This is a genomic window from Catellatospora coxensis (assembly GCF_016862635.1).
Lineage (GTDB): Bacteria > Actinomycetota > Actinomycetes > Mycobacteriales > Micromonosporaceae > Catellatospora > Catellatospora coxensis.
Genome location: NZ_BONI01000039.1, coordinates 64,249 through 83,878, shown reverse-complemented (window position 1 = coordinate 83,878; position 19,630 = coordinate 64,249). Strand labels below are relative to the sequence as shown.

The window sequence follows — 19,630 nt, the reverse complement described above, 5'->3', positions numbered from 1 at the left end:
GGCCTTGGTGTAGGTCACCTGGCAGGACACGGCGGCCTGCGCGGGCGAGGCCACGGCGACGAGCCCCACGGCTGCCAGCGCGCTCGCGCCGAGCAGCGCCGTGAGGCGGCGTGCGGCGGATCTGATCGGAATCCTCACTTGGGTACTCCTTGAGCCAGGCCGGACCGGTCCGAAGGCAGTGGGACCGGTGCGGGGCCTGCGCGGGGACCGCGGCCACCGGGCGGGCGGCGCGTTCGAGCGCAGGAAGGAATGGACAGCCCGGACGAGCTGCGGTGGTGCGCGGCGCCGCCCGGAGAACCGGGGCCCTCGGTGCCGTGTCGCGCGGTCTGGCTCCCTGCGCGCGTGCTGGAAGTTTCACACTGTCGCCACGGGACGGCAATGTGCGTCGATGGATTTGGCACAAAGTCGGGGCGTACAACTAAGACATATGATGACCTGGCAAGATCCGTCCGGCGGCGTTCCGTGGCCTGCCGTCAGGGTAGGTCGGGGATCGGGGCGTGGGCCCGGATCAGGGCGTCGACGGCCTGGCGTACGCCCTCGTCGGTGGCGACCTCGCGCTGCACCCGCTCGGCCCGGTCCACGGTCAGGCCGTCCGTGGCCAGCGCGTGGGTCAGCTCCTCGGGCGCCCAGAGCAGGTCGGGGTCCTGCGGGCCGCCGGTGCCGTGGGTCAGGTTGGTGCGGTCGTGGCCGATCGCGAACAGCGTGCCGCCGGGCGCGACCGCCCGCGCGGCCAGCGCCCACACCCGCGCCATCTGGTCCGGCGGCAACTGCAGGTAGGCGATCAGGACCAGGTCGAAACCCTCCGCCGGCGGCTGGTACGCCAGTACGTCGCCGACGACCCAGTCCACGTCGAGCCCGTCCTGCCGGGCCCGCTCGCGTCCCTTGTCGACCGCGACCTGCGCGTAGTCGATCGCGGTCACCCGCCAGCCCTTGCCGGCCAGCCACAGCGCGTTGCGCCCCTCGCCCGAGGCGAGATCGAGCGCCCGGCCCGGCGGCAGCCCGTCGAGCGCGGCCGCCACGAAGCGGTTCGGCTCGGCGCTCCACACCAGGTCGGCGGCGGCGTAGCGGCGGTTCCAGTCCTCGGCGTCCATCGCCGCCAACCTACCGCCCCGGACCGCCCGCAGTGCCCGTGATCGCTCGACTTGCCGGGCAGGTGGGTGAATGGACGGTCAAGAGGCGCACAGGTGCCGGGCAAGTCGGGCGATCTTGAGGCGGCGGGGCGTCAGTCGGAGGTGGTGGAGCCGCGGCCGTCGAGCAGGGGGGTGGCCGGGTTCCAGGGGGTGCCGGTGCGGGTGTCGTGGCGGCGGCGGGCCAGGCCGGACAGGGCCTCCAGGACGACCCGGTTGGCGAGCATCGCGGTGATCTCGGCGTGGTCGTACGGCGGGGACACCTCGACCACGTCCATGCCCGCCACGGGCAGCGTGCGGCAGATCCGCGACACGGCGTCGAGCAGCTGCCGGGCGGTGAGGCCGCCGGGTTCGGGCGTGCCTGTGCCGGGGGCGTGCGCCGGGTCGCACACGTCGATGTCGACGGACAGGAAGACCGCGTCGCAGCCGTCCAGGGCGATCGCGAACGCCTCGTCGAGCACCGCGTCCAGGCCCCGCGCGCCGATCTCGCTCATGTGGTACGAGCGCATGCCCTGGTCGGCCATCCAGTCCAGGGTCGGCGGCTCGGGCCAGTACCCGCGCAACCCGAGCTGCAGGAAGCGGTCGCCGCGTACCGCGCCGGACTCGATCAGCCGGCGCATCGGCTGGCCGTGGCCGTACAGCGAGCCGAACGCGATGTCGCCGGTGTCGGCGTGCGCGTCGAAGTGGATCACCGAGATTCGGCCGTAGCCGCGCGTCCTGGCCACACCGGTGACGTCGGGCCAGGTGATGGTGTGGTCGCCGCCGAGGACCAGCGGGATGACCCCGTGCCCGGTGAGGAAGGCGACCGCGTCCTCGATGCTCTGGCAGCTGCGGAGCACCTCGCCGCTGTACAGCTCCAGGTCGCCCGCGTCGTACACGGTCAGGTCCGGGCCGAGCGGGTCGACGCGCAGCGCCAGGTGCGGGCGGGAGCCGTCGTGCGGCAGGTAGTCGGTGCCCCGGATGGCGTTGGGCCCGAACCGGGTGCCGGGGCGGTGCGAGGTGCCGCCGTCGAACGGCGCGCCCAGGATCACCACGTCGGCCTCGGCGTACGTCGCCGGGTCGGCCCAGTCGCAGCGGGGCACCCCGAGGAATGTGAAGTCGGGGCCGTACTGCGCGCCGTAGCGGGTCACGCCTCCATTCTCGCCGGTGGCCGGGCCGGTCGACCAATCCGCGCAAAACGTCGGCAAATTCGCCTTTCAGCCGTGATGCTGTGCTTCAGGGCCGCGCGCACCGGATTGCCGTCGGCGGGGAGGAGCGGTGGATGACTTCGGCGACCGCTTCCGCCGGGAAGCGCCCGTTCACCCAGCGGATGCTGGACGGGGTGGAGAAGGTCGGCAACAAGGTGCCGCACCCCGTGATGATCTTCCTGATCCTGATCGGTGTGATCATCGTGCTGTCGGCGGTCTTCGCGGCGATGGGCGTGCAGGTCACCTACGAGACGGCCGCGCCCGCGCCGGTGGTGGCCCAGGAGACCTACCCCGGCGGCACGCAGCAGCCCTCGCTGGACATCCCGCCCGAGGAGTTCTACCACCCCGAGGTGAAGACCCACACCGAGACGACCGCGATCAGGAGCCTGCTCACCGCGGACGGCATCCGGTTCATCTTCACCTCGGCGGTCACCAACTTCACCAACTTCGGCGTGGTCGGCGTCATCCTGGTCGCCATGATCGGCGTCGGCCTGGCCGAGCGGGCCGGCCTCATCGGCGCGCTGATCCGCAAGCTGGTCGCGGTCGCCCCGCCGTGGTCGCTGACCTTCATCATCGTGCTCGTCGGCATCCTGTCCTCGATCGCCTCCGACGCCGGCTACCTGGTGCTGATCCCGCTCGGCGCGGTCGCCTTCCTGAGCGTCGGGCGGCACCCGCTGGCCGGGCTCGCCGCCGCGTTCGGCGCGGTCGGCGGCACGTTCATGGTCAACGTGCTCATCACCCCGACCGACGGCATCATCACCGAGATCACCAACGAGGCGATCGCGCTCGCCGACCCGGCCCGGAAGATCAGCCTCACCGCGAACCTGTTCTTCGCCGTCGGCTCGACCCTCTTCCTGGCGTTCCTGATCACCTTCATCACCGAGAAGGTGATCGAGCCGCGGCTCGGCAAGTACACCGGCCTGGTGTCGCACGAGGCCACCGACCTCCCCGACGCCGCCCCGGCCGAGGGCGACGCGCCCCCGGCCGCGCAGGCCCGCGGGCTGCGGTACGCCTGCTGGGGCCTGCTCGCCGTGCTGGCGGTGCTCCTGCTGCTGTCCGTGCCGCCCAAGCCGTGGGGCATCCTGCGCAACCCGGTCACCGGCAGCCTCGTCGAGGACTCGCCGCTGATGGACAGCCTGATCTTCATCATCATGCTGGTGTTCCTGGTCTGCGGCCTGTGCTACGGCGCGGGCGCGGGCACGCTCAAGGGCAGCGCCGCCGCGATGGACGCGATCACGAAGACGTTCGCCGGGCTCGGCGGCCTGATCTTCATGCTGCTGGTGATCGCCCAGTTCATCGCGTACTTCAACTACTCCAACATGGCCACCGTCGCCGCGGTGAAGATGGCCGACGGGCTGGAGCGCGCCAACATCGGGCCGCTGTGGCTGCTCATCGGCTTCATCCTGGTGGTGCTCGTGCTGGACATCATCATCCCGGGCGTGATCCCGAAGTGGGCCATCTTCGCGCCCATCTTCGTGCCGCTGTTCCTGCGCCTGGGCGTCGCGCCGCAGACCGTGCTGGCCGCCTACCGGGTCGCCGACTCGCCGATGAACGTGGTCACCCCGCTGATGGTGTACCTGCCGTTCATCGTGCTGCTGGCGCAGAAGTACAAGAAGGAGGCCGGCGTCGGCACGGTGATCTCGCTGATGATCCCGTACATGCTGATCATCGCGGTGGCCTGGACGGTGTTCTTCGTCGTCTGGTACCTGCTGGGCATCCCGCTCGGGCCGGGCGCGCCGGTCGAGCTGGGGTAGGCGGGCTCCGTGATCGTCGTTTCCGGGCAGGAAGCACGATCGGGCCGCACTACCTGCCCGGAAACGGTGATCACTCGCCGGCGACCCGCGCCGCCCACGCGTCGCGGAACAGCTCGGCGACCGGGCGGCCGAGCAGCACCGTGCCCAGTGGCGGCGCGGTGTCGGGACGCAGGCCCAGCAGCGGGGCCTTCCACGATTCGAGCGGCAGCGCCGGGGCCTTGAGGTTCAGCCACCCGCCCGGCAGGAACGCCGTGCGGCCCGCCCGCTCGCGCCGCGCCTCGACGGCGAGCCCCGCCGCGACCAGGGCCGCCCGCAGCGGCTTCAACCCCGCCGCGGTGACACCCAGCCAGCGGGCCGCGTTGGCGTCGGTCGGATCGGGCAGCGCCAGCAGCTGCAGGTAGTACGCGGTCACGTCCGCCACCAGCCCGTGCGCCGCGGCCACCTCGGTCACCAGCTCGGGCACGCTGTGCCGGGGGTCCTGCGGCCAGGCCCCCGCGGGCAGCGCGTCCGCCTCGGCGATCGCCGCCGCCAGGGACGGGTCGCGCAGCAGCCGCAGCGCGTCCGCAATCTCCGGCTCGCCCAGCGCCAGCGCCGGGTCGTCCGGGGTGGTGATCGCGGCGGGCAGCAGGTGGTACGTGCCGTAGCCGCCGTCGTCCGCGCTGCGCCAGACACCCGGCAGCCCGTCGGGCACCAGCCCGAGGCGGCGGACCGTGGTGCCCACGGCCAGCTTCGGGTTGTCCAGCCGCTGCCGCATCAGGTCCAGTGCGCGCGGCAGCGAGCGGCGCAGCGGGTCGCCGGCCGGCAGCCGGTACGCCAGCCACGCCAGCGCGGCCGCGCCCGCCGCCAGCCGGTCCTCGTCGAACGGGTCACCGTCGGCGGCGCGGGTGTCCAACCGCCACGAGCCCGCCTCGCTCACCCCGTCGGTGCACAGCCAGGTACGCGGCTGCGGCTGGGCGATGATCCGGAGCACCTCCTGCCCCGCCCCGCCGGGGATCACCCGCTTCGCCTCGATCAGCAGCTCCTCGGGCAGCGGCGTACGCCGTCCGAACAGGGCGATCCACCGCGCCGCCAGCGCGTCCAGGTCGGGGCCGTGCCGCCACAGGTCCGCCGGGTCGGCCGGCACGGCCGCGTCCAGCAGCGCGATCCGGTGCCGCCGGGCGATGCCGTGCCAGTGCTCCGCCGCCAGCCGGGCCTCGGCGGCGGACAGGCCGATCGCCTTGCGCTGCGCGGTGTCGAGGGCGTGCTCGTTCCAGCCGCCGATCGGCAGCGCGGCGAGCAGCATCGCGGCCTCGGCTCGGGTCAGCCCGGTCAGCTCGGCCAGCCGCTGCGGGCCGTCGGCCTGCCAGGGCGCGGGGCCTTCGCCGTCGAGCAGGTCGGCCGCCGCGTTCAGCCGCGCGGCGTCGCCCCAGCCGTCGCGGTGGATGGCGGTGTGCACGTCGATGCCCGCGATGGGCGCGAACACGGCGTCGGCGCAGCGGTCCACGGCATACCGGGAGAAGCGCGGGCCGGCCGAGTGCATGCGGTGGCCGCCGGACAGGAACACGACGCGCCGCCCGCCCTCGCCCGCCTCCGCGGTGCTGTGCGCGGTGGTGACCGCGAGTTCGGCGAAGCGGATCCGCGGGTCGGGCGCGGCGAACGGCGAGGCCGCGAACGCCCGCAGCAGCCGGGCCAGCGCCGGGCGCGATTTCGGCGCGGTGGCGGGGGAGGCCGCGACCATCACCACCGCGCCCAGCCCGCGCAGCAGCCACGGCCAGGACGACTCGGCGTCCGGCGGCGGCACCTGCTCCGGCGGGTCGGCGAACAGCCGGGACAGCGCCGCGAGCTGGTCCATCACCGCGGTGCGGGAGTCCTTCGAACCGTAGAAGTAGCGTCCCCGCCACGTCACCAGCGCGGCCAGCGACTGGAACAGCTCGCTGTCGAGGACCGGCGCACGGTTTCCGGTCTGTGCGGCTGCCGCTCCGGGCCGCGTCGCCGAGGGACCGGCCGACTCGGTGGTGGTTCGCTCCGCCTCGCCTGCGGCGAGCAGCTCACCCAGCCGTTCGAGCCTGGCCTGCAGCCGCGCCGCGGTGCGCACCACGGCGCGCAGCGCCCGCAGCAGCGTCCGGTCGGTGACGTCGGGCAGGTGGCGGGCGATCGCCTCGTCGGTCAGGTGGTCCAGCGCGGCGTTGCCGTTGCGTACGTCGGCCAGCAGCGCGGCGGCCAGGGGCGCGGTCATCGCGCGCAGCGCCGCCGAGCCCGCCGCGTCGCGGGGCCGCAGCGCGTGCCAGTGCGGGAACGGCGGGCGGCTGTGCGAGGCGAGGCACTCCTGCAGCGGCCCGCCGCCGCCGGGCGCCCACACGGTGACCGGCAGGTCGGCGGGGCGCGGCCGGTCCCCGGCGCGGGCGGTGACCGGGCGGAGCCGGTCGTCGCCGGGCAGCCGCAGCGCGCCGACCAGCACCTCCCCGGGCACGGTCGGCCGCCACCGCACGGTGCGGCCGTCGACGCCGGTGCCGACCTGGACGCCGTCGGGCTCGACGTGCACCCGCCAGCCGAGCAGGCCGTCCGCGTGGCCCAGCGGCGAACCGCCGAACCCGTCCGGCCCGGGACGCAGCCACGACCACTCGGGCAGCAGCGTCAGCTGCTCGGGCACCCCGGCGGTGAGGAACGCGGGCAGGCTGGGCCGGCCCGGCTCACCGGTGTGCGGGTCGTACTCCCGCCAGCGCGGCCCGCCGGGATCCTGCTCGGTACGCCAGTAGGTCACGCCGTCGCTGCTCACCGGGCCGGGCGCCGGCGCCGCCGGGTCGCCGGGCAGCCACGGGCGGCCCCCGCCGGTGGCCCCGCCGCCAGGCAGCGGCAGGTAGGGCGTGGGCGGCCCGGCGTGCGCCGCGCTCGCGGCGGGCGGGACCGGGAACGTCTGATCCGGACTGTCGGTCCAGTAGGCCCAGCCGTCGCTGTAGGGCGAGGTGGAGGTCACCAGCACCCGTCCGGCCAGCTCGTGGCAGGTCACCTCGGTGTGCCAGCTGTTGGCCCGCTGCCGCACCAGGTGCTCGGTGGACGTGCCGTCGGGGGAGACGGTGACCGCCCGGGTGAAGTCGCACACGGCCAGGGTCGGCCAGCTCGGCGACAGGCCGAGCCGCTTGAGTTCGGCGACCGCCGTCTCGTACGCGGGCCAGCCCAGCTCGTCGACCAGGCCCGCGCGCAGTGAACCGGCCAGCACCTCGGCGGCGTCGAGCACGGCGAGCGGGCGCAGCTCGTCGGCCGCGAGCCGGACACCGGCCGCCGACCACAGCGGATACAGCTCACGCAGGGTCTTCTCCAACCCGGCGACGGTGCTGCCGGCGAGCTGCTGCCGCCCGATGCCGTGCCGGAGGGCCAGGAGCAGGCCGGGCGCCGCGCTCAGCGTCGCGACCAGGTTGGCGGCGGTGGGCCCGTCCGGGTCCACCTGCGAGTGCCGGTCCAGCAGCCGCCACAACCCGCGGGCGAGGTCGGGGAGCAGGTCGGGGTCGGCGGCGACCGCGCGCAGGTCGCGGCGGCCCTCACCGGCCAGGTCGCTCCAGCGGGTCACCGGCAGGCCCTCGGGAGTCGGGTCGACGGCCACCGGCACCTCGTGGGCCAGGCAGGCGTCCACCAGGTTCAGGTCGACCGGGCCGGACGCGTCGGCGGGGCGCAGCCGCAGCGGCCTGCCCGCCGCGCGCAGCCGCGGGGCGAGCCGGGCCACGAGGTCGAGCAGCCGGGTGCTGATCGCGCCCACGGCCCAGCGGTGGTTGGCGCGGTACCAGGCGAAGCGCTCCAGCCACCCGGCGACGTCGGCGTCGGGCGCGTCGAGCACGCCCGCGTCGAGGATGAGGTCGAGCCACTCCTCGGACAGGTCGGCCTTCCAGCCCGGCGGCTCCGGCAGCAGGTCCAGCAGCCGCGCCGCCACCGCCGGGTCGCGCCGGGCCAGCCGCGGCAGCGTCTTGCGGTACGCCGTCCAGAAGCCCGCGTCCGCGCGCGCCACCGCGGGCAGCATCAGCAGCTCGGCGACCACGGACTCGTCCTCGGCCGCCGTGCCGAGGCCGGCCGCCTTGGCCAGCCGGCGCAGGTCGGCGGCCAGCCCCGGGCCGGGCGGCAGCCCACCCGCGACGCGCCGCACCGCCACCGAGCGGACCAGCGGGTACGCCAGCACGGCCGGCGTGCGGGTGAGCACGTCGCGGGCGTACTCGCGGAACGCCTTCGCGGTCAGCGCGCCCGCCAGCGCGAACTCCAGATGCGTGTCCCGCAGCCGGGCCTCGTCGACGGGCAGCGCGTACGTCTGCTCGGCCCGGCGCGCGTCGGTGAAGCAGATCGCGGCCTGGCGCGGGTTCTCCGCCTCGATGAACGCCCGCCCCGCCTGCTCCCAGAAGCCCGGCAGGAAGTGCGGCACGGTGTCGGCGAGGCGCCGGGCGACGGCCAGGTAGCCGTCCCGGGCGCTGCCCGGCTTCGACCGGGCCAGCCGGGCCAGCTTCTCCATCTCCTTGACCAGGGCAAGCGCCTCGCGGCCGTGGGCCGGGTCCTGCACCAGGGCCGAGGCGGGGAAGCCCAGCGCGCGCACCCGGCCGTGCCCCACCGGCACCGCCCCGGTCGTGCTGAAGCCGAGGAACTCCATGCTCAAGTCCTCGGCCGCGCCGATCGGCTCGCTGACCAGGCGCACCACGGTGCGGCCGGGCAGCGCCGGATGGGCGTACGCCCGGCCCGTCACCGCCGCGACGGCCGGATCGTCCGGGCCCGGGCCGTCGAGCACCGCGCCCGCGTCGAGCAGCCCGTCCACGGTGGACGGGTCGTGTGCCGTGGTCGTCATGCGCTGCGCCCTCACTCGCTGGTTCCGGTGCGGCCGGTGTGCAGGGCGGCGGCCAGGCGCACGCCCTCCGACCAGGTGATCGGCCCGACCTCGGCGCCGGACACGGCTCGGCCGGAGGCGTCCGCGAAGTGCAGCGGGCCGGTCCAGCTCTCGGCGCCCGGGTCGCCCTCGCCGAGCCAGACGGAGGCGTCGATCGCGCGTCCCTGCTCGACGATCCGGCAGCGGGCGACCCCGCCGCGCACCGCGTAGCCGAGGGCGATCGCGCGCGAGGTCGCGTGCCGCAGCTGGCTGTAGTGCGCCGTCGCGTAGCCGTGCAGCAAGGCGGCCTGCTCGGCCGGTTCGGCGGGGCGGCGGTACGGCTCGCGGAACAGCTGCGCCACCCCCTGCCGCACGTCCAGCTCGGCGGCGAACTCGCGCAGCTCGTCCAGCTCGTCGAGCAGCACCGGATGCGGCACGGCGTACGGGCCGGGCCCGAGCCAGGCCGACTCCCCGTCGAGCCCGACCACGCCCGCGCCCCGCACGGCGTCGACCTCGCGCAGGAACCCGGCGCGCCCCAGGTCCGGCCCGTGCTCGCCGCAGGGCGCGACGATCAGGTCGCGCAGCGCCGCCCGCCAGGCCTCGTCGGCCCAGACCCGGGCCAGCACCGCGGCGGTCACCGGCAGCCCGCGCACCATCCAGCGCTCCACCTCGGCCAGGCACTCCGCCTCGTGGCGGGCCAGCCACTCACGCAGTTGCCGCAGGTCGAGCACGACCGGATCGTCCTTCAACGCGGCGGGCAGGCTCTTGAGCCGCGCCCCCGAGGCGTTGCGCGCGACGACCCGCCCGCCGTGCAGCGCCACCTGATAACCGGTGCCCGCGGGCAGCCAGCCCGGTTCCGTTTCCCCGTTCACGACGCGGGATTGTGCCACCGTCGCCTGACAAGTTGCTTACGCAGAAATTCCTGAGGGCAGGGATGGCGTCGCGCGGCAAAACGAGGTACCTTCGCTTGCAAGCCCGCTTCGACGGTTTCCCCCGTGATCGCCGAAGCGGGCTTCTTACTGCCCTGATCAGGGCAGCAGCACGCCCGGGTTGAGCACGCCCGCGGGGTCCACAGCGGACTTGGCGGCCCGCAGCGCCAGCGCGAACGGCTCCGGCCGCTGCCCGGCGTACCAGGGCAGATGGTCGCGGCCGACGGCGTGGTGATGGGTGATCGTGCCGCCGTTCGCGGCGATGGCGTCCCCGGCCGCCCGCTTGAGCGCGTCCCAGATCGCCACCTCGCCGCCGCGCCGGCCCGCCGCGTACACGGTGAAGTAGGGCGCCGGGCCGTCCGGGTAGACGTGCGTGAACCGGCAGGTGACCAGCGCCGGGCTGCCCGTCTCGGACTCGCCCGCCGCCGCGACCGCCTCGATCACCGCCGCGTGCAGCGCCTCGAACGCGGCCCACGTGCACGCCGTCTCGAACGTCTCCACCACCACCCCGAGCCGGGCCAGCCCGTCCCGCAGGTACGGCGCGCCGACGAAGGTGTCCCGCCAGCGCCCGGTGCTGTCCTGGACCGCGTCCTCGACGACGCCGCCGTGCTCGCGGCACAGCTCGACGGCCCGTGCGAGCAGCGCGTCGACCGGGTGGTCGGCGGACTCGAAGCCGAGCAGCAGCCGGCTGGACCCGTCGGCGGCCGCCGCGCCGAGCATCGCTTCGAGCGGGTCGAGCAGGCGGCAGTTCGCCGGGCGCAGCCCCGACTGGGCGACGGCCCGCACGGCGCGCACCGCGTCGGCGTACCCGCTGAAACGCAGCGCGGACCCGGCGCGGAACGACGGGCGCTGCTGCACGCGGGCCCAGCCCTCGGTGATGACGCCGAGGGCGCCCTCGGAGCCCAGCCAGAAGCGGTCCGGCGACGGGCCCGCGCCGGAGGCGGGCACCCGCAGCGACTGCGCGATCCCGGCCGGAGTCACCACCCGCATCGACTCGACCAGGTCGTCGATGTGCGTGAAGCCGGTGGCGTAGTGGCCGCCCGCACGGGTGGCCAGCCAGCCGCCGAAGGTGGAGAACTCGAAGCTCTGCGGGAAGTGGCGCAGGGTGAGGCCGTACGGGCGCAGCGCGTCCTCCAGGTCCGGGCCGAACGTGCCGCCGCGGATCAGCGCGGCCCGGCTGACCTCGTCGACCTCGACCACACCGGACAGGCCGGTCAGGTCCAGCGACAGCCACGGGCCGCCGCCGCGGTACTCGACCCCGCCGACGACGCTGGTGCCGCCGCCGAACGGCACGACCGGCGTGCCCGCCTCCGCGGCCCAGTCGAGCACCGCGAGCACGTCCTGCTCGGCACGCGGGTAGGCGACCAGGTCCGGCGGGTTGTCCAGCACGCCGTGCAGCAGCCGGACCACGTCGCGGTACGCGCGGCCGTACGCGTGCGCGGCCCGGGTCCGCGCGTCGTCGCGGCACAGCGCGGCGATGCTCGCGGGCGGGCGCAGCCGAGACGGCGGCAGCTCCGGCACCGCGGGCACCGGCGTCAGCTCCCCGTCCAGCGGCAGGAACGGGCCCACCCGCCGCGCCAGCTTCGCGCACCCGTCGGCGTCCACCGCCTGGTCCGCCCAGCCCCAGCCCCACCACGACCGCTCCCGGCCGGTTACGCCGCCCTACCGTTCTCCGCTCGTGTCGTCGCTGCTCACAGCGTTGTGATGATGGGAAGGGCACCTTCTACAACGCGGAGCGTTGTCAAGGTGCCCTTCCTTCGCTCAAGACCTGTTCGGCAGTCGGGAGCGCGGCAGCGCGGTAGTGGGGGACCAGCCCGAGACGGGTGCGCCGGTCGAGCAGGTCATCGACGGTTAGTGCGCCCTCGTGGCGTACCGCCCATTGCAGCTCGGCCCCGGTCACGGGGCTGCCGGGCGCGACCGGGGTGTGCAGCTCCGGTGCGGCTTCGGCCAGGACGGCGGGGGCCTCGGTGCCGTAGCGGGCGATGAGGCGGGCGGGGGCCGGGACGCGGGTCAGCAGGTCGCGGGGGGCCGCGCCGGGCAGGGGCAGGTCGCGGGTGCGGCAGGGGCCGGCGTGCACGCCGCGGCGGGCGGCCAGGACGTCGACGGTGTCCTGGGCCATGCGGCGGTAGGTGGTGAGCTTGCCGCCGACGACGGTCAGCACGCCGTCGCGGCCCTGGACGACGGCGTGGCGGCGGGAGATGTCGGCGGTGCGGCCGCCGGCGGCCATCAGCGGGCGCAGGCCGGCGAACGCGCCGAGCACGTCGGCACGGCGCACCGGGGTCTCCAGGGCCGAGTTGAGCACGTCGAGCAGGAAGTCCACATCCGACTCGGGGACCTCGGGCACGTCGGGGACGGGGCCGTCGACCGGCTCGTCGGTCAGGCCGACGTACACCAGGCCGTCGGCCTGCGGCAGCACGATGACGAAGCGGGACAGCTCGCCGGGCACCGGGATGGTCAGCCCGGCCCACAGGCCGCCGAACAGCGACGACGGCAGCACCAGGTGGGTGCCGCGGGACGGCCGCAGGGTGATGTCGGGGGCGAGCTGCCCGGCCCATACGCCGGTCGCGTTGACGACCGCGCGGGCGCGCACGGTGTGCCGGTCGCCGGTGAGCGTGTCGGTCACGGCGGCCCCGTCGCCGGTCAGCTCGGTGGCGCGGCAGCGGGTCAGCACCTTCGCGCCCGCCCCGGCGGCGGCGCGGGCCAGGCCGGTGACCAGGCGCGCGTCGTCGCACAGCTGACCGTCCCAGGACAGCCGCGCCCCGCGCAGGCCACCGGAGCGCAGCGCGGGCACCATGCCGCGGGCCTCGGCGGCGGACAGCGTACGCACCCCGGGCAGGGTCGAGCGCCGGGTGCCCGCCACGGCGCGCAGCAGGTCACCGGCGCGCAGCCCGGCCCCGGCCAGGCCGACGGTCAGCGGCGCGGTGTACGCCGTCGCGGGCAGCACCATCGCCAGCGCCCGGGTCAGGTGCGGGGCGGTGCGGGACAGCAGCACGCCGCGTTCGACCGCGCTCTCGTACGCCACCCCGAGCTCGCCCTTGGCCAGGTAGCGCAGCCCGCCGTGGACCAGTTTGGAGCTCCACCGCGACGTGCCGAAGGCGAGGTCGTGGGCGTCGATCGCGGCCACCGACAGCCCGCGCGTGGCGGCGTCCAGCGCGACCCCTGCCCCGGTCACGCCGAGGCCGACCACCAGCACGTCCACGACCTCGCCCGCGGCCAGCGCGGCCAGTTCGCGGTCCCGGCGTGACGCGTTGAGCGAGGTGCGGGCAGCGTCCGACACGGTCGCCTCCTTGCGCCGAAGTGACACTGGATGTAACTCTGTCACACATGGATGCGATGCGGGAAGAGCGGCGCGCGAGCTGGGCGCGCTGGGGCACACCGGAACACGCGAAGCCGCTGCCCGAGGCCGTGGCAGGGCTGCTGAAACAGGTCTTCGACGTGACCCCGCCCGGACCGGCGACCGCACTGGACGCCGTCGCCGCCCCGGCCCCCGCCCTCGCCGAGCCGGCCCTCGCCGCGCTGGTCGCGGTCGTCGGCGCGGAGCACGTCAGCACCGAGGCGGCCGAGCGGGCGCTGCACGCGTCGGGCAAGTCCACTCCCGACCTGTTCCACCAGCGCACGGGCGAGCTGCCCGCGCTGCCCGCCGCCGTGGTCGCCCCCGCCGACCACGACCAGGTGCTGGCCGTGCTGGCCGTGTGCGCCGAGCACCGGCTCGCGGTGGTGCCGTTCGGCGGCGGCACCTCGGTCGTCGGCGGGCTCACCCCCGAAGCCGACGGCCACGTCACGCTCGACCTGCGCCGCCTGGACCGGCTGGTCGCGGTCGACCCGGTGTCGCGCACCGCGGTGCTGCAGGCCGGGCTGCCCGCGCCGCGCGCCGACGAGCTGCTGGCCGAGCACGGCTTCACCCTCGGCCACGTCCCGCAGTCCTACGAGTACGCCACCATCGGCGGCTTCGCCGCCACCCGCTCGTCCGGGCAGGCCTCGGCGGGCTACGGCCGCTTCGACGACATGGTCGTCGGCCTGACCGTGGCCACCCCGCGCGGCACGATCAGCACCGGCCGGGCCCCCGCCTCGTCGGCCGGGCCCGACCTGCGCCGGCTGTTCCTCGGCTCGGAGGGCGCGTTCGGGGTGATCACCGACGTGACCGTACGGGTCCGCCCGCTCGCCGCCGAACGGCACTACGAGGGCTGGCGCTTCGAGTCCTTCGCCGACGGCGTCGCGGCCGCGCGGCGGCTGGCCCAGGACGGCCCCCGGCCGACCGTGCTGCGGCTGTCCGACGAGGTGGAGACCATGCTCGGGGCGGCCGGGCGGGGCCGCGGCGACGGCGGCTGCCTGCTCGTGGTCGGCCACGAGGGCGCGTCCGTCGGGCACGCCGTCGCGCAGACCGCGGCGGTGCTGCGCGAGTGCGGCGGGCAGGAGCTGGGCCCGGAGCCGGGGGAGCAGTGGGCCGCGCACCGGTTCGACGCGCCGTACCTGCGGGACGCGCTGCTCGACGCGGGCGCGTTCGCCGAGACGCTGGAGACCGCGGCGTTCTGGTCCGCGCTGCCCGGCCTGTACGAGGCCGTGCGCGAAGCCCTGTTCGCGGCGCTGCCCGTGCCGTCGATGGTGCTGTGCCACGTCTCGCACGTCTACGAGACCGGGGCCTCCCTCTACTTCACCGTCGTCACCGCGTACGGCGACGAGCCGGTGGCGCGGTGGCAGCGGGCCAAGGCGGCGGCCAACGACGCGATCATCGCGGCCGGCGGGACCATCAGCCACCACCACGGCGTCGGCACCGAGCACCGCGACTGGTTCGCCCAGGAGATCGGCCCGCTCGGCGTGGACGTGCTGCGGGCCGTCAAGCGAGAGCTGGACCCGGCCGGAGTGCTCAACCCCGGCGTCCTGGTAGAGCACCGTCTGGTGCCCTGATGCGGTCGTTCACGGCGGTGGTGGGCCCGGCCGCGCGCCGGGGACTGGCCCGGCTGATGCCGGTCGCGCAACTGCTGCGCGCGGGCGGGGCACGGGTGCGCGTCGAGTACACCGGCGGTGTCGGGCAGGCCCGCGAGGTCGCCCGGCGCTGTGCCGCCGACGGGGAGGTGGTGCTCGCCGCCGGGGGTGACGGCACGCTGCGCTGCCTCGGCGCGGCGCTTTCGGGCACCGGCGGCGTGCTCGGCGTCGTGCCCGCCGGGCGCGGCAACGACCTGGCCCGGCAGCTCGGCCTGCCGCACCGCGCCGAGGACGTCGCCGAGCTGCTGCTGCACGGCGAGCCGCGCCGGATCGACGTGCTCGACGCGGGCGGCGAGACCGTGCTGGGCAGCGTGTACGCCGGTGTGGACGCGGCGGCCAACGAGCGCGCCAACCGCGCCCGGTTCACCCCGGCCGGGCTGGTCTACCCGCTGGCCGGGGCGCGGGCGCTGCTCGGCTGGCGGCCCACCGGCTACCGGCTGGAGGTCGACGGGCGCGAGCTGTCGGCGCGGGCGTACTCGGTGGTGGTGGCGAACTCGGGCTACTACGGCGGCGGGCTGCACGTCGCGCCCGACGCCGTCGTGGACGACGGGCTGCTCGACGTGATCGTGCTCGGCGGCGTGTCCAAACTGCTGTTCCCGCTGGTCCTGCGCGAGATGCGGAGCGGGGTCCACGTACGCCGCCCGGGGGTCACCGTCCTGCGCGGCGCCATGGTCACCGTGGCCGCCGACCGACCGGTGCCCGCCTACGCCGACGGCGACCCGCTCACCACGCTCGGCGAGCTACGCGTACGGGTCCTCCCCGCCGCCCTGTCGATCCTCGCACCACCCTGACACGCCACACCCCGTTCGCCATAGACGTTGGCCTATTACATCGAGTTTGATCTGCTGTCCAGTCGACGTGATAGGCCACCGTCTATGAGGGGCCGTCTATGAGGGGCGCGGCGGCGCGGCGGGAGGGAGCGGGGACAGGTAGCGGTCGAGCAGGAGGGTCAGTTCGTCGTCCAGGTCGGACGGGGTGTGGCCGTCGGTGACGGTGGCGACGGACAGCACGAAGGACTGCGCGGTCAGCAGCACGGCGCGGGCCAGCCGGGCCGGGTCCCCGCCGCGAACCGAACCCTCGGCCTGCCCCGCCGCGATCATCTCGACCAGGAAGCCGAGCATCTCCTCCTGCCCCGCCCCGCGCCGGTCCAGCATGTACGGCAGCAGGATCTCGGGGTCCACTTCCAGGATCTTGCGGAGCAGCGGGTGGACGCGCAACGTCGCGGCGGCGGTCACCGACTGCGTCACCAGGCGGGCCCGCAACGGGCCGTCGGCCGCGGCGGCCTGCCGCGCCGCGTCCACGATCACGCGGTGCCACTCGCGGCTCATCAGGTCGGCGACCAGGCTCTGCACGTCGGGCCAGCGGCGGTACACCGACATCCGGGACACCCCGGCCCGGCGCGCCACATCGGTCACCGTCGTGCGGCGCACCCCGTACGCGAGCACGCAGTCCCGGGCGGCGTCGAGCACGAGGTCCTCCACGCGCCGCCCACCCGGCTCCTCCTCAGCGTCCACCGGCCCATGTGTACCACGCCCGGCTACCGCCCGGCGCTCGACGGTGTCACAGTGGTACCCGGCCCGCCGTACCCCCTCAGCCCGTACCCCCTCAGCCCGTACCCCCTCAGCCCGTACCCCCTCAGCCGTACCCCCTCAGCTTGGGAGCCCCGCATGACCACCGAGCCGCAGCAGCCGGTCGACGACGACACCTCCGAACCGGACCCGACGCCCGCGCCGCGCACCCGCACCTGGTCCCGGCCGTCCGGGGGGACGCTGGCCGCGGTGCTGATCGCGTTCCTGCTCGGCGGCGTGACCTGCGGCGGTCTCGGCCTCGCGGTCGGCCTGATGGCCGGCCACCACGGCGGCCACCACGGCCACGACTTCGACCGCGCCGATCGCGGCGACCGCGGTCCCTGGGGCGGCAAGCGCGACCGCGACGAGCGGATGCGCCCCGAGCGGCTGCGGGACGGGGAGCTGAAGCGGCAGCTGCTGGAGCGGCTGCGCCAGCGGGGCCTGGACGGGCAGCCGATGCCCTGGCCGCTGCCCCCGAAGACGCTGCCGAACGGCGGCACGCCGCTGCCCACCGCCTCGGCCGCGCCCACCGCGACCCCCTGATCCTGCCCGGCGGGCGGCTGCCGGTCGGCGAGCCGCCCGCTCTCCGCGCTGAGCCGCGTCGACAGCAGCTGCCGGCGATCGGGTGCACTCCTGCGGTCGGCGCGCGGTGATCGTCGGCGATATCCTTTGTCCCGCCACGAGTCTGCGTACGGCAGGATGGGGATCCGCATGGTCAGCACCGCACCCGCACAGGACGCCCCCGCAACGGCCTCCGATCCGGACCGGCCGGTGACGTCCTACCGCACGGACCTGGTGACCGTGCTGCTGGGCACCTGGTTCACCATCGGCCTGATGGTCGACGCCTGGGCGCACAACAACGTGCCCGAGCTGGAGACGTTCTTCACCCCCTGGCACGCGGTCTTCTACTGGGGCTTCATCGTCACCGCGGGCTGGATCCTGTGGACCTGCCGGGCCGCGTTCCGCGGCGGGCGGCTGCCCGACCTGCGCGCCATGCCGGCCGGTTACCCGCCGGCGGTGTTCGCGATCGGCGGGTTCGCCCTGGCGGGCCTCGGCGACATGCTGTGGCACGTGGTGTTCGGGGTCGAGCAGACCATCGACATCCTGTTCAGCCCCACCCACCTGGGCCTGGTCGCCTCGATGCTGGTCATCGTGACGACGCCGCTGCGCACGGCGTGGGCGCGCCGCACCGACCCGGCCCGCGGGCTGCTGGGGCTGCTCCCGGCGGTGCTGTCCATCGCCCTGGCGGCCACGCTGGTGCTGCTGTTCCTGCAGTACGCGAACGCGCTGGTGTACTCGCCCGGCCGGATCATGCTCTCGCTCGCCAACGAGGACGAGCGGCTCAGCTCCGACATGGCCACCTCGATCCTGGTCACCAACCTGGTGCTGATCCTGCCGATCCTGACCCTGGCCCGCCGCTGGGCGCTGCCGCCCGGCAGCGTCACCGTCGTCTACGCGGTCATCGGCGCGCTCTGCGCCGCCATCACCGGATTCGGCAACCTCGAACTCATCGGCGGCCTGCTGGTCGCCGGTGTGCTCACCGACCTGGCGGTGCTGTGGCTGCGTCCCGCGCCGGGCGACCGGGGCAGGCTGTGGGCCGTCGCCGCGCTGGCCGGACTGTTCACCTGGGCGGTCTATCTGGCGATCGGTTTCCTGTTCGCCTCGCCTGACGGGCCGTCGGGGGTGCTCGCGGCGCGGGCGCTGCCCGAGCTGTACACCGGCATCCCGGTGGTGCAGGCGCTGGCCGGCCTGCTGCTGGCGATCGTGCTGACCGCGTCGGCCCGGCCGGGCGCCGCGGCCGGGGAGTAGCCCTCCCACACATACGGCGAAAGGGGCGCCCCAGGGCGCCCCTTTCGCCGTATGTCACAGCCTGTCACCAATAATGCCGTCGCCCGCCCACGGGGCGGCCCACTGCTCCCAGGATCCAGAGGATCGCGCCGACGATCAGCAGGATCAAGCCGATCGTCCACAGGATGCTGATGTGGAGGAAATATCCCAGCAGCAACAGAATCAGGCCCAGAATCAGCACTTCGGTCTCCCCACTCGAGGAACGCTCCCCATCGCCGTTGAGGTACCCGGCGGTCGGGGGAGCTAAACCGGACGATCAGCTAGCGGCGGTGCCCACCGGCTCCTGGGCCAGCCGCCGGGCGACCCGGCCGTGCATGGCCACCGCCCGCAGCCGCAGCATCGCCACCTGGGTGACGACCTCGGCCATCGGGCCGGGGCGGTGCGCCCAGAAGGTGCTCAGCAGGGGCTGGGTCAGGTCGGCCAGCGCGCTGGGGTCGTGGTCCGGCGGGAGCGCGTGCACGGACTCCCGGGTGTCGGCGATGGCCCGGTCGAGGCCCGCCTGCCAGGCCGGTCCGACCCGGCCGGTGCCGGGGTACGCGGGGTCGTTGCGCCAGGCCTGCCAGCGGTCGAGCAGAGTGATCAGCTCGGCGCGTAGGTCCGCCCGCTCCTCATCGCTAGCCGTAGTGAGCTGCTCACTGACTGTCATGACCCCGATCATAGGGTCGCGATAGGCCCGCGGCGGGCACAACACGAGATGTCGCCGAGATGATCAGGATACACCCGGTGTCGCCGCCGCAGGCGTTTGTGCAGGCCGTGGCGCGGGTATGCAGTCCGGCATGACCGATCACAGCCCCGAGGAGTACGAGCCGATCGAGCCGGCGGGCGGAACCGACCTGGAGCACACCCGGGACGAGGCGCACCGCGACGAGCAGCGCCGGCACGAGGACACCGAGCGGCTGACCGAGGAACACCGCGATCCCCGCAACCCGCCCGAACCGTTCTCCGGCTCCGAACACTGAGCAGCGACAGCGCCGACAGCACCGGCCACCGACAGCACCGGCCACGAAGCGCCGCCCCGTGATCCGATCGCGGGGCGGCGCTGTATGGGTGGCACTGTCATGGGCGGCAACGACTACCGGCGGATGGCGTCCTTGGCCGCGTCCTTGGCGTCGCTCATGGAGTCCTTGGCCTTCTCGCCGGCCTTCTTCGCCTTCGCCGAGGCCTGGTCCATCTTGCCCTCGGCCTCGAGGCGCTCGTTGTCGGTCATCTTGCCGGCGACCTCTTCGGCCTTGCCCTTCATGTTCTCGGCCTCATTGCTGACTTTGTCCTTGATACCCATGTCGAACTCCTCCGAGATAGCGGATATCTCTACCGTCGAGGTACCCAGCCCAGCCGGTCTGAAACCTCCCGAGGTGTGCGAACGAGACAAAACTCGCTAATGACCGGTTAGTGGCTGGTATGGTCCTTCGCCAGGAGACCCC

At 74.7% G+C, this 19,630-nt stretch carries 16 protein-coding genes; 6 read left to right on the top strand and 10 right to left on the bottom strand.

The genetic code is table 11. The features are described from left to right. Positions 1-473: 473 nt before the first annotated feature. Both Cco03nite_RS22785 and speB read right to left on the bottom strand, forming a co-directional pair. Positions 474-1,091: a class I SAM-dependent methyltransferase gene (locus tag Cco03nite_RS22785; protein WP_203694205.1), complete on the bottom strand. Its 618-nt coding sequence runs from the start codon at positions 1,089-1,091 to the stop codon at positions 474-476. 131 nt (positions 1,092-1,222) lie between these two features. Beyond that, the gene (gene speB / locus Cco03nite_RS22780; protein WP_203694204.1) at positions 1,223-2,257 is read right to left on the bottom strand and encodes an agmatinase; all 1,035 of its coding nucleotides are present in this window, start codon (positions 2,255-2,257) and stop codon (positions 1,223-1,225) included. A 131-nt stretch (positions 2,258-2,388) separates the two neighbouring features. Here speB and Cco03nite_RS22775 point away from each other — a divergent pair, with 131 nt between their 5' ends. Then, entirely contained in the window at positions 2,389-4,068 is a 1,680-nt protein-coding gene (locus tag Cco03nite_RS22775; RefSeq protein WP_203694203.1) for an AbgT family transporter, read from the top strand. 70 nt (positions 4,069-4,138) lie between these two features. Here the strand turns inward: Cco03nite_RS22775 and Cco03nite_RS22770 are convergent, their stop codons facing one another. The 4 genes from Cco03nite_RS22770 to Cco03nite_RS22755 all read right to left on the bottom strand — a co-directional run bounded on the left by Cco03nite_RS22770 (position 4,139) and on the right by Cco03nite_RS22755 (position 13,087). Next, on the bottom strand, positions 4,139-8,863 hold the full coding sequence (locus Cco03nite_RS22770; RefSeq protein ID WP_203694202.1) for a hypothetical protein: 4,725 nt from the start codon (positions 8,861-8,863) through the stop codon (positions 4,139-4,141). Between the two features lie 11 nt (positions 8,864-8,874). Continuing rightward, entirely contained in the window at positions 8,875-9,753 is an 879-nt protein-coding gene (locus Cco03nite_RS22765) for a DUF4132 domain-containing protein (RefSeq protein ID WP_203694201.1), read from the bottom strand. Positions 9,754-9,909: 156 nt separating this feature from the next. After that, entirely contained in the window at positions 9,910-11,415 is a 1,506-nt protein-coding gene (locus Cco03nite_RS22760; protein ID WP_203694200.1) for an FAD-binding oxidoreductase, read from the bottom strand. A 136-nt stretch (positions 11,416-11,551) separates the two neighbouring features. Further along, positions 11,552-13,087 carry a glycerol-3-phosphate dehydrogenase/oxidase gene (locus Cco03nite_RS22755; RefSeq protein WP_203694199.1) on the bottom strand — a complete coding sequence of 512 codons (1,536 nt, stop codon included), beginning with the start codon at positions 13,085-13,087 and terminating at the stop codon, positions 11,552-11,554. Positions 13,088-13,143: 56 nt separating this feature from the next. Between Cco03nite_RS22755 and Cco03nite_RS22750 the strand changes: the two genes are divergently transcribed. Together Cco03nite_RS22750 and Cco03nite_RS22745 are read left to right on the top strand one after the other, a co-directional pair. After that, positions 13,144-14,715: an FAD-binding oxidoreductase gene (locus Cco03nite_RS22750; RefSeq protein WP_203694217.1), complete on the top strand. Its 1,572-nt coding sequence runs from the start codon at positions 13,144-13,146 to the stop codon at positions 14,713-14,715. Beyond that, the gene (locus Cco03nite_RS22745) at positions 14,715-15,584 is read left to right on the top strand and encodes a diacylglycerol/lipid kinase family protein (protein WP_203694198.1); all 870 of its coding nucleotides are present in this window, start codon (positions 14,715-14,717) and stop codon (positions 15,582-15,584) included. Before Cco03nite_RS22750 ends, Cco03nite_RS22745 begins: the two co-directional genes overlap by 1 nt. A 96-nt stretch (positions 15,585-15,680) precedes the next feature. Here the strand turns inward: Cco03nite_RS22745 and Cco03nite_RS22740 are convergent, their stop codons facing one another. Continuing rightward, on the bottom strand, positions 15,681-16,307 hold the full coding sequence (locus Cco03nite_RS22740; RefSeq protein WP_203694197.1) for a TetR/AcrR family transcriptional regulator: 627 nt from the start codon (positions 16,305-16,307) through the stop codon (positions 15,681-15,683). Positions 16,308-16,460: 153 nt separating this feature from the next. Here Cco03nite_RS22740 and Cco03nite_RS22735 point away from each other — a divergent pair, with 153 nt between their 5' ends. Continuing rightward, positions 16,461-16,904 (top strand): hypothetical protein, encoded by a 444-nt coding sequence (locus tag Cco03nite_RS22735; protein ID WP_203694196.1) that lies wholly within the window; start codon positions 16,461-16,463, stop codon positions 16,902-16,904. 168 nt (positions 16,905-17,072) lie between these two features. After that, entirely contained in the window at positions 17,073-18,170 is a 1,098-nt protein-coding gene (locus tag Cco03nite_RS22730) for a hypothetical protein (protein ID WP_203694195.1), read from the top strand. A 64-nt stretch (positions 18,171-18,234) separates the two neighbouring features. Here the strand turns inward: Cco03nite_RS22730 and Cco03nite_RS22725 are convergent, their stop codons facing one another. After that, on the bottom strand, positions 18,235-18,390 hold the full coding sequence (locus Cco03nite_RS22725) for a DUF6131 family protein (RefSeq protein ID WP_203694194.1): 156 nt from the start codon (positions 18,388-18,390) through the stop codon (positions 18,235-18,237). 75 nt (positions 18,391-18,465) lie between these two features. Continuing rightward, positions 18,466-18,855 (bottom strand): hypothetical protein, encoded by a 390-nt coding sequence (locus Cco03nite_RS22720; protein WP_203694193.1) that lies wholly within the window; start codon positions 18,853-18,855, stop codon positions 18,466-18,468. 130 nt (positions 18,856-18,985) lie between these two features. Here Cco03nite_RS22720 and Cco03nite_RS22715 point away from each other — a divergent pair, with 130 nt between their 5' ends. Next, a complete protein-coding gene (locus Cco03nite_RS22715) occupies positions 18,986-19,168 on the top strand; it encodes a hypothetical protein (RefSeq protein ID WP_203694192.1) in 183 nt (60 codons plus the stop codon). A gap of 113 nt (positions 19,169-19,281) precedes the next feature. Here the strand turns inward: Cco03nite_RS22715 and Cco03nite_RS22710 are convergent, their stop codons facing one another. Then, positions 19,282-19,488 (bottom strand): CsbD family protein, encoded by a 207-nt coding sequence (locus tag Cco03nite_RS22710; RefSeq protein ID WP_203694191.1) that lies wholly within the window; start codon positions 19,486-19,488, stop codon positions 19,282-19,284. Positions 19,489-19,630: the final 142 nt, after the last annotated feature.